Below are 13648 nucleotides of genomic sequence, written 5' to 3' on the forward strand. Positions count from 1 at the left end.
GTTCAAAAGGGAAAAGGTGGTGAAACATCATGGAAATAACTGACGTAAGATTACGCCGCGTAAACACAGAAGGAAGAATGCGGGCAATTGCTTCCATAACGTTAGATCAGGAATTTGTAGTACATGACATCCGCGTAATTGACGGAAATAATGGACTATTTGTTGCAATGCCATCTAAACGTACTCCTGATGGTGAATTCAGGGATATCGCACACCCTATCAATTCAGGAACTCGTGGGAAAATTCAAGATGCAGTTTTAGAAGAATATCGACGCGTGGGTGAAGCAGAAGCAGAAGTAGAATTTGAAGAGGCAGGAGCTTCCTAAAAACATAGGTTCAACAGGGGGGACTAATCTATACAGATTAGCCTTCTTTTTTTATAAGGAAAGAAAGTATAAAATTTTGGCGTTTATCTGTCTAGCTCCAGCGCCTAGCCCGCCTGAGGTTTTAAGTCAAATCTCTTTGTGATAAAAATCATCACTAAGAGGTTCGCCTTAAACTTGTCGGGGCTGACCAAGGCGCTTGCGCTTTTCTTATATAGAAAAGCGGAGGCGACTGTTTAGCGGCTTACAAATAGATAGGAATGTGAAGGTGCGTCGAACTTTACGCACTTTCATCAGGACTAACTATTTGCTAGCCGCTAGAAGCCATAGTTAGACAACAAGAAAAGCGGAGGCGACTGTTTAGATAAATGCAAGATACTTATCTTATCGCTATTCCTAGAAAAAAATACCTCTTAAAAAATTGTCCTTCATCTGTCTATATCTGTTGAAATCGTTTGCTTTTTGAGATATATTCATAATGGATAAACAGAATGGAGGTTACTTCATGACAAATCGTTATGCTGTTATTCTTGCAGCAGGTCAAGGTACCAGAATGAAGTCGAAATTATATAAGGTACTTCATCCCGTTATGGGCCGACCAATGGTACAACACGTAATGAATCAAATTAATACTGTAGATTTAGATGAAATTGTAACAATAGTAGGTTTTGGCGCTGATGCCGTTATAGAAAAAATTGGCAATGCAAGTAAGTTTGTTGTCCAGGAAGAACAATTAGGAACTGGACATGCAGTACAACAAGCAGAATCAATACTGAAGGATAAAGAGGGAACGACGATTGTTGTTTGTGGTGATACACCGTTAATCACAGATAAAACCTATCAAGAACTTTTTAACCACCACGAGAAAGAAAATGCACAGGCAACAATTCTAACAACTAAAATAGAAAATCCTACTGGATATGGTCGTGTCATCCGAAACGATCAAAATGTAGTAGAGCGCATTGTTGAACAGAAGGATGCGAATGATGCTGAACTAGCAGTAAATGAAATAAATACTGGTACATATTGTTTTGATAATCAAGCGCTTTTCAATGCATTAAAAGAAGTATCGAATGATAATGCGCAAGGAGAATATTATCTTCCAGATGTGATAGAAATCCTGCGTGATAAAGATGAAAAAGTGTCAGCATTTTTAACTCCTAATGATGAAGAAACATTGGGTGTGAATGATCGAGTGGCACTCGCTGAAGCAGAAAAAGTAATGAAAAAGCGTATTAATGAAAAACATATGCGTAATGGAGTAACAATTATTGACCCTGACAACACATATATCGGTCCAGATGTTATAATTGAACAAGATGTACAAATTCATCCTGGTTCTATTATAACTGGGAATTCATCGATTAAAAGCAATGCAGAAATCGGCCCACATACAGAAATTACAAACTGTTCTATTGGGGAAGAAACGATAGTTCGTCAAAGTGTTGCGAATGACAGTCAAATTGGAGCACGCGTGAAAATTGGTCCATACGCACACATTAGACCTCAAGCTTCTATAGGTAATGAAGCGAAAATCGGTAATTTTGTCGAGGTGAAAAAATCTGTCATTGGAGACAAAAGTAAAGTTTCCCATCTAAGTTATATAGGGGATGCTGAAATAGGTTCAAATGTTAATGTTGGTTGCGGAACAATCACGGTTAATTATGATGGCAAAAATAAATATTTAACAAAAATTGACGATGACGCTTTTATTGGTTGTAATTCGAACCTGATTGCCCCGGTAAACATTGGTAAAGGTTCTTTTGTGGCAGCTGGCTCGACCATCACAAAGAATGTTCCTGAAGATTCCTTGTCGGTTGCGCGTGCACGACAGGAAAACAAAGAAGGATATGCAAAAAGGTTAAATAATAGAAATTAAGATTAACGGAGGGTTTTTTCATGACATCAGGCTATAAGGATCCATCTTTGAAAGTATTTACGTTGAATTCAAATCGTAAATTAGCAGAGGAAATTGCAAATCATATTGGTACAACCCTTGGTAAATGTACTGTTTCTGCATTTAGTGATGGCGAGATTCAGATTAATATAGAAGAGAGCATTCGCGGTTGTGATGTTTATGTTGTTCAGTCAACAAGCTCCCCGGTTAATCAACACATAATGGAGCTACTCATTATGATTGATGCATTAAAGCGTGCTTCAGCTCGTTCCATTAACCTCGTTATGCCTTACTATGGTTATGCGCGTCAAGATCGTAAAGCACGCTCTAGAGAACCGATTACAGCTAAGCTTGTTGCAAACCTATTTGAAACGGCTGGTGCAGATCGTGTAATCACACTTGACTTACATGCACCACAAATTCAAGGATTCTTCGATATGCCAATTGATCACTTGCAAGGTGTACCAATATTAACTGATTACTTTAAGAAGAAAAATCTTGAGGATATTGTAGTAGTTTCACCAGATCATGGTGGAGTGACACGCGCTAGAAAAATGGCTGATCGCTTAAAAGCACCGATAGGCATCATAGATAAACGCAGACCACGTCCGAACGTAGCAGAAGTTATGAATATTGTAGGTAACATTGAAGGAAGAACTGCTATCCTAATTGATGATATTATCGATACGGCAGGTACGATTACTCTAGCTGCGAATGCTTTAATTGAAAACGGGGCAAAAGAAGTCTATGCTTGTTGTACACATCCAGTGTTATCAGGCCCAGCTATGGAGCGCATTGAAAACTCAAAAATAAAAGAGCTAGTTATAACAAACTCTATACCTTTAGAAACCGATAAATATATTGATAAAGTTAAACAGCTTTCTGTAGCACCACTAATTGGTGAAGCTATTATACGTGTTCATGAAATGGAATCAGTAAGTATACTATTCGATTAATGGTTTAAAAGTAAACAAATACGGGAATTAATAGTAAGTAGCTATTCGATATTTATATAAATCTAATCTAAAAAAGGGATTTAAGCTTGGCTAATGCTAAGTTTTTAAATAATGGAGGGTGAAAACATGGCGGTTAAATTAAAAGCAACGAAACGAAACGATCAAGTACATTCAGCACTAAGAAAAATCAGGGAAAGTGGATTTGTTCCTGGAGTAGTTTATGGTAAAGAAAAGGAATCCAAATCAATTACGGTAGAAAGTATTGAACTAGTTAAGACTGTCCGTGATGAAGGTAGAAATGCAATTATTTCATTAGATATCGAAAATGATACATCTGTAGATGTAATGTTACACGATTATCAAATGAATCCGATTAAAGATGAACTTGTACACGTAGATTTCTATATTGTAAATATGTCCGAGGAAATGGACGTTGAGGTATCACTTCATTTAGAAGGAGAAGCTCAAGGTGCAAAAGATGGTGGCGTATTACAACAACCAATGCATGAATTACAAGTACGCGCGAAGCCTGGTGATATTCCAGATGAAATTTCTGTAGATGTATCTAAACTAGAAATTGGTGACAGTATCGCAATTGCTGACTTACCAAAAGGGAAAAAATATGAATTTCTTGATGATCCGGAAACAACTGTTGCAACGGTTGTTCCACCAGATACAGGAGATAATGAAGACGATGAAACAGACGAAAATGCTGAACCAGAACTAGTAGGTGCAGAACCAGAAGAAGAAAAATAGTAGATAAACGAATCATATATTAGTACAAGCAGCCCTCCTGTGAGACAGAATGTGATATACATTCTTATAGGAGGGATTGTTGTATGTCAGAGTGTAGTTTATTTCTAAATAAAAGGAAGTATTATAATGAAGTGTATAGTTGGACTTGGAAATCCAGGTAAAAAATATAGTACAACTCGCCATAACATAGGTTTCATGGTCATTGATGAGTTAGTGAAACGCCATTCATTTGAATTAAATAAGACTAAGTTCAATGGTAAATATGCACTTGAACATATTGGTAATCAAAAGGTCTTACTGCTTCAGCCTCAGACATATATGAATTTGTCAGGTGAAGCAATAAGACCTATAATGGATTATTATGATATCGCTACGGAAGATGTGGTTATTGTATATGACGATTTGGATCTACCAACGGGTAAAATTCGGTTGCGTCAAAAAGGTGGACCTGGAGGCCATAATGGAATTAAATCAACCATTAGTCATTTAGGTACAAAAGAATTTAAACGCATTAGAGTCGGTGTTGGACGACCAACCACACCACAACCCGTAATTGATTATGTACTCGGATCATTTCCAAAAGAACAAACAGACGATGTTCAAGACAGCATAGTAAAATCTGCGGACGCCTTTGAAGCATGGCTTGAAAAACCGTTTATAGAAGTTATGAATGAATTTAATTGAGAAAAGCAAACCAAATGAAGCCACAACCTGACAACAAGATTAGGTATAAAATTACTTATTTCGGATAAACTCTAGGATACCCCATGTTTATTCGAGGAGGTATATTTATGTCTATTGTCTATACATGTAGACATTGCGGTAATGAAGTTGGAAAGATAGAACAAACGGTCATTGATTCTGCAACACTTGGTTTTGATAAATTGTCAGTTGAAGACCAAAAAGAAATGATACAATTCAAACAGAATGGGGATGTCCAAATCAAAACGATTTGCGAAAATTGTGAAGCAGCGCTCGGACAGAATCCACACTATCACGAACTTGATTTTTTTATACAATAGAATAGTTGAGCAAAGCTTTGGTTCTATAACCAAAGCATTTTTGCGCTCTACCTTCAGTAAATAAATATACATATTATGTTATGGTAAGTTGGGAAAGTCGACGGTAGCGATTGTTGATTATTCGCCTGAGATATTCAACAGTTGAGAAATTAATCGACCGTGACTATCAGGTACTTACGCTTTTCAGACTTTTGGGGGTTATTATTTTGAAAGGTATTGATAATTTTTTACAATCTAAAGACGATATACAGTCGATTATAAGTGGGATTGATTCTGGAATGCAGGAACAGCTTGTAGCAGGACTTTCGGGGTCAGCTAGGAGTTTGCTTGTTTCTGTTATTGAAGAGTCGATAAATAAACCCGTATTGTTGATTACACATCAACTTGTCCAAGCGCAGCAATTATATGATGACTTATCAGAGTTTATGGGCGATCAAAATGTCCATTTATATCCTGTTAACGAACTAATTGCTTCGGAAATTGCAATTGCTAGTCCGGAGCTCAGGAGCCAACGAATAGAAGCTTTGACGGAATGGTCTAAAAAGAAATCAGGAATTTTGATTGCTCCTGTTGCTGCATTGAAACGAATTTTGCCACCAATTAACTATTGGGAGAAATATCAACTCCGCTTTACGCTTGGGGAAGATATAAACATAGATACATATCTAAGCTCACTTGTAGATATGGGTTATGAACGCCAAACGATGGTGACAACCCCGGGTGAGTTTAGTCGTCGTGGTGGAATAATTGATGTTTATCCTATTACAGAGGGACATCCTATTCGGATTGAACTTTTTGATGAAGAGGTAGACTCCATTCGTTATTTTGATGCAGAGACACAGCGCTCACTCGATAAAAAGAAAGAGGTTATTATCGGCCCCGCTACAGAGCTTCTGTTAACGGAGGAAGATTTACTTTCAGGAGCGAATCGGATTGAAACTGCATTAGCAGATACACTAAAGAAGTTAAAAACAAACGATGCAAAAGAAACATTATCGGAAGCATTAAATCATGATCTTGAACGATTGAAAAATCTTGAGCATTTTCAGGAGATGTATAAATATATTGGTTTTCTCTATAATAATCCTGCTAGTTTATTAGATTATTTACCAAATAATGGTTTAATTATTCTCGATGAAATGAGTAGAGTCCAAGAAACAGCAACAAATATTGATACGGAAGAGGCTGAGTGGTACAGTAATTTGCTTGAAGCAAATAAAATGGTACAAAACAGCAAATTCTCTTTTGATTGGCATGAAGTATGGCAAAATATGAATCAGCCAAGACTTTATATGTCCGTTTTCATGCGGCATATACCGAACACGCAGCCACAGAATATCATTAATCTATCATCTCGTTCGATGCAAGAGTTTCATGGACAAATGCATCTGTTTAAAAATGAATTAAAACGATGGTCAAAAAGTGAGTCATCCGTTGTTATACTTGTTCCAAACAAGCAACGCATGGAAAAAGTACATTCCATTTTTGCCGATTATGAAATTGATGCAGGTAAAACCACAAATTTACAACTACCAGTAGAAAAACCTACTATCGCGATTGGGAATATTAGTAGTGGGATCGAATTGCCGATGCATAAATTGGTATTGATTACGGAAAATGAATTATTTAAGAAAAAAACAAAGCGGGTAAGAAAAAAACAAAAGATATCTAATGCAGAACGGATTAAAAGCTATCAGGAATTAAAAGTTGGCGATTATGTTGTACATGCAAACCACGGTATAGGTAAATACATTGGTATTGAGACACTCGAAATGAGTGATATGCACAAAGATTATATGCTGATTAGCTATGCGAGTGATGACAAGCTCTTTGTACCTATTGACCAAATAGATTTGGTTCAAAAATTTGTTGGGTCGGAAGGAAAAGAACCGAAGCTTTACAAGTTAGGTGGCAGTGAATGGGCTAAGGTTAAACGGAAGGTACAATCGTCTGTTGAGGATATTGCAGATGACTTGATCAAGCTTTATGCAGAGCGTGAAGCTAAAAAAGGGTTTGCATTTTCGGAAGAGACAGAAATGCAACGCGAATTTGAAGCCGCTTTTCCTTATCAAGAAACAGAGGACCAAGTTAGATGTATCGAAGAAATTAAACAGGACATGGAAAAAGTTCGTCCAATGGATCGTTTGTTATGTGGAGATGTCGGTTACGGGAAAACAGAAGTGGCTATTCGGGCAGCTTTTAAAGCTGTAGCGGATGGAAAGCAGGTAGCAATTTTGGTTCCTACAACAATTCTTGCACAACAGCACTATGAAACATTCCGTGAACGGTTTCAGGAGCAAGCAATTATTATAGGATTGCTGAGCAGGTTCCGTACTGCAAAACAGTTAAAAGAAACAACAGCTGGTTTGAAAAGTGGACTAGTCGATATTGTAATCGGTACCCATCGTTTATTATCAAAAGATGTAAAATACCGTGATTTGGGATTGTTGGTCGTTGATGAAGAGCAACGATTTGGTGTTAAACATAAAGAAAAAATAAAACAGATGAAGACAAATGTTGATGTGTTAACGTTAACCGCAACACCAATTCCGCGTACCTTACACATGTCCATGCTTGGCGTGCGTGATTTATCTGTTATCGAAACGCCACCAGAAAACCGGTTCCCGATTCAGACCTATGTAGTGGAGTACAACCCAATTTTAATTAGAGAAGCAATTGAGCGGGAAATGGCACGGGGTGGACAGGTATTTTTCTTATATAATCGTGTAGAAAATATTGATTCTATCGCTCGTGAGATAGGTTCTTTAGTGGAGGATGCAAAAATTGCAATTGCCCATGGACGGATGAATGAAACGGAGCTTGAAAATGTCATGTTTGGGTTTTTGGAAGGCGAGTTTGATGTTCTAGTCAGTACCACTATCATCGAAACTGGTGTAGATATTCCAAATGTAAATACGTTAATCGTGTATGATGCAGATCGAATGGGCTTAAGTCAGCTTTACCAGTTACGCGGAAGGGTTGGTCGTTCAAATCGGGTGGCCTATGCCTACTTTACGTATAAAAAAGACAAGGTACTTACAGAAATCGCAGAAAAACGTTTACAGGCGATAAAAGAATTTACTGAGCTTGGTTCGGGTTTTAAAATTGCGATGCGTGATTTATCTATTCGTGGTGCAGGTAACTTATTAGGTGCCCAACAACATGGATTTATTGATTCAGTTGGATTTGATATGTACTCACAAATGCTGAAGGATGCAATAGATGCACGTAAATTTGGTAAAGATGTCATCGACATGAAGCCATTTGAACCTGAACTAACACTTAAAATTGATGCATATATTCCAGATACGTATATCAAGGATGAAAAGCAGAAAATTGATATGTACAAACGCTTCCAAACGTTAACATCTGCTGATGACTTCGATGACTTGCGAGAAGAGCTAATCGACCGATTTGGTGACTATCCAGAAGAAGTGGCAAACTTATTTGATGTATCAACCTTAAAAATGCATGCAAGAAATCAACGAGTTGAAGCAATCACAGAAAAAAATAAAAAGATCGAGTTGCTAGTTGACGATAACCGTAGTCAGCAAATTGACGGATCCAAACTATTTACGCTCGCAAATGAATTTGGGCGTGGAGTTCAGCTTGGTACAGACAATCAAAAACTGAAAGTTACAATCCAATGGGCAAAGGATGCACAGCATGATCGCTATGACCTGGTTGCTCGGTTTATGGAAAAATTATCAAATGTTAATCGAAATGCTTAAGGAAATGTAAGGCTGTATCAGTATAAAATATAAAAAATCAAAGTTATTTGCCATTATTTCATGATAACAAGCCAAGATTTTCTAATTTGATGCATAGTTTTTTCCAGATGAATCATACTAAATTTACAACTGGTGTTTTCTTCAAGTTCTATGTAAAAGTGGAAATTGAACCAGAAATGATCATCATAGGAAAGTGAGGCTACATTAGAATGAAGGCAACAGGAATTGTGCGTCGAATTGATGATTTAGGCAGAGTGGTTATTCCGAAAGAAATTAGAAGAACATTGCGTATTCGAGAAGGAGATCCATTAGAAATATTTGTGGATCGTGAAGGAGAAGTTATTTTAAAAAAATATTCACCTATAAATGAATTAGGAAGCTTCGCAAAAGAATATGCAGAAGCATTATTCGACTCCTTGCACCAACCGGTACTAATTTCCGATCGGGATGAAATAATCGCAGTAGCAGGGGAGTCAAAGAAAGATTACTTAAATAAGAGTGTTGGTGAACAAGTTGAAAAAGCGGTTGAAAGTCGCTCTCAATTATTTGAGACAGAATCAAAAAAGGTTGAAATTCTACAAGGAAAAGAAGAAGAGATCTCATCCTATTGTATAAGTCCAATTATTGCAAACGGTGACCCGATAGGCTGTGTGATTATGTTTGCGAGAGACGGAAAACAACTTAGCAATGTGGAACAAAAGGCTATTGAGACTGCATCAAACTTCTTGGCAAAACAAATGGAATAATCTATTTAGAGTAAGAAAATGGTCAGCCGTTGTGCTGGCCTTTTGCTTTTCAATAAGCTTTTTTCGTAAAGATGCTGCTTTCGAGAGAATAGATACAAACTGCGACGTAACCAAAAATCATGTTCAGTGCCCTTGCGACCACTACGGAAAAATCACTACGCGCACCTTAGGGCTTGCGCTGAGCCTCCTCGATCGCAAAGAACGCTCACTGCGGGGTCTCATCACTTCGCTTTCCCGCAGGAGTCTCCGTGTTTTTCCTCCGCTAACAAGGTGTCTGGAAGCAGTACCATATAGCTCCTTTCACTATGATGGCAGTTGATTTTCGCTGGGGACATCAACCAGCAGTTACGCCGCAGTTTATATCAACTATGAATATGAAATAGCAACAATGCGTACGAAAAGAGCAAGAGCCTTTCAATAAGACTTACGAAAAGTTTCACTTATGTTTTTGTACTTCGCTGACAGTCGTCTCCGCTTTTCTATTGTCCAGCTGCGGCTCCTAGAAGCTGCCGTAATAAGCAATTGACACTCCAAACGCCAAAAACCAGGCGTTTTGCGGTCCCTTGCTTATGCGTCCGCTTCTGACCAGTCGCCTTCGCTTTTCTTGTCTGCTATAATGATAAAAATTGGGTTATTTGGAGAAAGGCGTTAGTCATGGGCGGAAATGAATCGAACAATCTGGTGAAAGGAGCATTGATCCTTACACTTGCAGGACTCATTAGCAAAGTATTGAGTGCTGGATACCGAATTCCATTACAGAATTTAACCGGCGATATCGGGTTTTATATTTATCAACAGATTTATCCTTTTCTTGGGATGGCAATTGTCCTTGCATTGTATGGGTTTCCATCGGCCATATCAAAAATGACAACAGAGTTTCATGTGCAAGGAAAGCCAATTTCCATGAAAAGTTTTTACATACCGTTCTTTTTTATATTATTGATTATTAATGGAGCTATTTTCATTTTCATGTATTTAAACGCAACGGGTATTGCTGCATGGATGGGTGATAAGAATCTTACAAAGGCACTTCAAACAACTGCATTTGTCTTTCTGATCATTCCTTTTACCGCACTATTGCGTGGTGTGTTTCAAGGTAATTATCAAATGCGGCCAACTGCACTTTCGCAGGTTGGTGAACAATTGGTTCGGGTGTTTATCATCATTACGGCAGCGGTTATACTCGTCAATCATCAGGGAAATATATACGTGATTGGTCAAGCGGGAGCCATCGCTGCCATTGCAGGAGCGCTAGTAGCTGCAATTATTCTAGTAATATTTTTTATAAAAAAAGCAACATGGTCACGTGAGCATTATGCGATTCCGTGGGGTTATTACTGGAAAATGCTATTATTCTTCGGAGTAATGGCCGCCCTAAATCATATGATTTTGCTGGTTATTCAACTAGCAGATGCATTTACACTTGTTCCAGGCTTACAAGATTTTGGTCTAACTCAAGTAGCTGCTATGGAGGCAAAAGGTATATTTGATAGGGGACAACCGTTGATCCAGTTGTGTACGGTAATTGGTTCCTCGTTCGCATTAGCACTTATCCCGAATTTATCAAGGCAAAAGTTAAAACAACATCCTGATGAAACATACCACTTTGTTAGAAGTGCCTTGATGTTCAGCTTTTACCTAACAGTTGGGGCAACTATTGGTATTATCCTTATTTTTCCGGAGACAAATAGCTTATTATTCCTAAATCAGAGCGGAACGGATAGTCTTCGTATCCTAATGTTTTCTATCGTTTTTTGCTCACTGGCGATAACCGCAACATCTATCCTGCAAAGCTTAGATCGTATAAAACGAACCGCATTTTTCATCCTTACTGCTTTATTTATAAAGTGGATTGGTAATCAGTTACTAGTTCCATTGTTTGGTATTACGGGCAGTGCAATTGCAACTGTATTGGCACTGGTATTCTTATGCTTTCTAGTATTTCGGGCTTTACGAATAGAATTGCCAAACCTATGCCTTTTTAAAAAAATGAAGTGGCGCGCACTTGTAGGAGCAAGCGGTGGAATGGCAGTTTATGTAATAGGTCTAGATTGGATTGTTCCGGATAGTTTTTATATTGATCGTTTCTTGTTATTTGTATATGTTATATTTGTAGCACTATCAGGAGCGGTTCTTTATTTATTTTTACTACTAAAATTCCATGCATTTACGGAAAAACAACTACGGATGTTGCCATACGCATCATTTTTTATACGGGTTCAAAGAGGGAGGAATAGTCATGGCTAATAAAATTGAAGTTATCGGGCTGGGTGCAGGTGACATCAATCAATTGCCTCTTGGCATATATAAAAAACTAATCAATCACAAACAACCCATCTATACACGTACCAATGATCATCCTGTTATAGATTCACTATTACAAGAAGGGGTTAGCTTTGAGGCTTTTGATCATTATTATGAGAAGAACGATCAATTTGAGGACGTTTATGTAAAAATTGTAGATGAACTATTGGAAAGAGCAAAGGATAATTCTATTATTTATACAATACCAGGACATCCGATGCTTGCTGAAAAAACCGTGCAGCTTTTATTAGAACAAAAAGAGAGCTCTGTGGAAATAGTTGGTGGACAGAGTTATTTAGATGACCTTTTTACGGTATTAAAAATTGATCCAATTGAGGGATTCCAGTTTATTGACGGCACATCATTTGATCGCAGTCAGCTAAACTATCGACACCATCTTGTGTTCTGCCAAGTGTATGATGCGTTTATCGCATCAAACGTTAAGCTAGCCTTATTAGAAGATCTCACGCCTGACTATCCAATTAAAGTTGTGGAAGCAGCGGGGAGTAAGTCAGAAATAATTACAACGATCCCTCTTGAAGAATTGGATCATGCACTTGAGGTTGGTAATCTAACGAGTGTATATGTGCCCCCTGCGCCAGCTGATATGTTGAATCATACGTTTAATCGATTAAGAGAAGTAATCAGCAAATTGCGTGGACCTGGTGGCTGTCCGTGGGATCAAGAACAAACACATGAAACATTACGAGAGTATGCGATTGAAGAGGTCTATGAATTAATAGATGCAATAGATAATCAGGACGATGAAGGAATTATTGAGGAATTAGGCGATATCTTGCTGCAAGTTATGCTTCATAGCCAGATTGGTGAGGATGACGGCTATTTTATGGTTGACGATGTCATCAAATCTATAACAGACAAAATGATACACCGCCATCCACATGTTTTTGGGGATACAAAGGCCGACACAGTTACACAAGTATATCAAAACTGGGATGCTCTGAAGAAAGAGGAAAAGGGCAATGAACGAACGTCCCACTTAGACGGAATTCCAAAACATTTCCCGTCTCTTTCAAAAGCTTCCGAACTACAAGAAAAGGCAGCAAAGGTTGGCTTTGAATGGTCTAACACAGAACCCGTTTGGCAAAAGCTTGAAGAAGAAATTATGGAAGTAAAAGAAGCGATTGAAAAGAAAGAGAATAGTGAAGTTGAAAAGGAATTTGGTGACGTACTATTTGTCATTGCAAATCTAGCAAGATATTATAAAATAAATGCAGAAGTAGCATTAAATCAAACCAATCAAAAATTCATGTCACGTTTTCGGTATATAGAGAAACAACTTGAAGATGAGGGAAAACAGCTTGCCGATGCATCATTAGAAGAGATGGATTACTATTGGAATCAAGCTAAAGGGGAAGAGTGATAATTATGCGTTTAGATAAATTTTTAAAAGTATCACGTCTGATTAAACGGCGTACATTAGCTAAAGAAGTAGCGGATCAAGGAAGAATCACCGTCAATGGTAATCAAGCAAAAGCAGCATCCACCGTTTCGAAAGGCGACGAACTTGTCATCCGTTTTGGTCAAAAACTAGTAACGATCAAAATAAATGACTTAAAAGAAGTTGTTCGAAAAGATGAAGCGGAAATGTTGTATAGTGTTGTGAAGGAAGAGAAGATCGACTAATCATATGGCGATGCCCGTATGATTGGAAAAGTAAATAGGTTTAAATTGAGAAACTCAGTGTCTAACTGAGTTTTTTATTATTAAAGGCTCTTTTCGTACGCATTGTTGCTTTTCATCTTCATAGTTGATTTATATTGCGACGTAACCTTAAGTTTATTTTCAAAGACATGTGCTATTACTGACGCCCAGGATCGCTCCGGGCGGATGCTTTCCGCGGGCACGGCCTTAGCCTCCTCGAGAAAACCACTCTGCGGGGTCTTCGGACA

At 38.0% G+C, this 13648-nt stretch carries 11 protein-coding genes; all 11 read left to right on the plus strand.

Going from position 1 to position 13648, the window contains the following annotated elements; genetic code table 11:
• Positions 1 to 29 precede the first annotated feature (29 nt).
• The 11 genes from spoVG to LG329_RS10620 all read left to right on the plus strand — a co-directional run bounded on the left by spoVG (position 30) and on the right by LG329_RS10620 (position 13382).
• The gene (gene spoVG / locus LG329_RS10570; protein WP_404450803.1) at positions 30 to 326 is read left to right on the plus strand and encodes a septation regulator SpoVG; all 297 of its coding nucleotides are present in this window, start codon (positions 30 to 32) and stop codon (positions 324 to 326) included.
• Positions 327 to 828: 502 nt separating this feature from the next.
• Positions 829 to 2202: a bifunctional UDP-N-acetylglucosamine diphosphorylase/glucosamine-1-phosphate N-acetyltransferase GlmU gene (glmU, locus tag LG329_RS10575; RefSeq protein WP_404450804.1), complete on the plus strand. Its 1374-nt coding sequence runs from the start codon at positions 829 to 831 to the stop codon at positions 2200 to 2202.
• A gap of 20 nt (positions 2203 to 2222) precedes the next feature.
• The gene (locus LG329_RS10580; RefSeq protein WP_404450805.1) at positions 2223 to 3176 is read left to right on the plus strand and encodes a ribose-phosphate diphosphokinase; all 954 of its coding nucleotides are present in this window, start codon (positions 2223 to 2225) and stop codon (positions 3174 to 3176) included.
• 126 nt (positions 3177 to 3302) lie between these two features.
• Entirely contained in the window at positions 3303 to 3932 is a 630-nt protein-coding gene (locus LG329_RS10585) for a 50S ribosomal protein L25/general stress protein Ctc (RefSeq protein ID WP_404450807.1), read from the plus strand.
• A gap of 126 nt (positions 3933 to 4058) precedes the next feature.
• Positions 4059 to 4616 (plus strand): aminoacyl-tRNA hydrolase, encoded by a 558-nt coding sequence (pth, locus tag LG329_RS10590; RefSeq protein WP_404450808.1) that lies wholly within the window; start codon positions 4059 to 4061, stop codon positions 4614 to 4616.
• A gap of 107 nt (positions 4617 to 4723) precedes the next feature.
• Complete coding sequence (locus LG329_RS10595) at positions 4724 to 4954, plus strand: anti-sigma-F factor Fin (RefSeq protein WP_404450809.1); 231 nt, start codon at positions 4724 to 4726, stop codon at positions 4952 to 4954.
• 206 nt (positions 4955 to 5160) lie between these two features.
• Positions 5161 to 8685, plus strand: a complete 3525-nt coding sequence (gene mfd / locus LG329_RS10600; RefSeq protein WP_404450810.1) for a transcription-repair coupling factor — start codon at positions 5161 to 5163, stop codon at positions 8683 to 8685.
• Between the two features lie 209 nt (positions 8686 to 8894).
• Positions 8895 to 9431, plus strand: a complete 537-nt coding sequence (gene spoVT / locus LG329_RS10605) for a stage V sporulation protein T (protein WP_404450811.1) — start codon at positions 8895 to 8897, stop codon at positions 9429 to 9431.
• Positions 9432 to 10085: 654 nt separating this feature from the next.
• Complete coding sequence (locus LG329_RS10610) at positions 10086 to 11678, plus strand: oligosaccharide flippase family protein (protein WP_404450812.1); 1593 nt, start codon at positions 10086 to 10088, stop codon at positions 11676 to 11678.
• Positions 11671 to 13119: a nucleoside triphosphate pyrophosphohydrolase gene (gene mazG / locus LG329_RS10615; protein WP_404450813.1), complete on the plus strand. Its 1449-nt coding sequence runs from the start codon at positions 11671 to 11673 to the stop codon at positions 13117 to 13119. Before LG329_RS10610 ends, mazG begins: the two co-directional genes overlap by 8 nt.
• A gap of 5 nt (positions 13120 to 13124) precedes the next feature.
• Positions 13125 to 13382: an RNA-binding S4 domain-containing protein gene (locus tag LG329_RS10620; RefSeq protein ID WP_089060964.1), complete on the plus strand. Its 258-nt coding sequence runs from the start codon at positions 13125 to 13127 to the stop codon at positions 13380 to 13382.
• Positions 13383 to 13648: the final 266 nt, after the last annotated feature.

This window comes from Virgibacillus necropolis, assembly GCF_044793635.1.
GTDB classification, from domain to species: Bacteria; Bacillota; Bacilli; order Bacillales; family Amphibacillaceae; genus Virgibacillus_F; species Virgibacillus_F necropolis_A.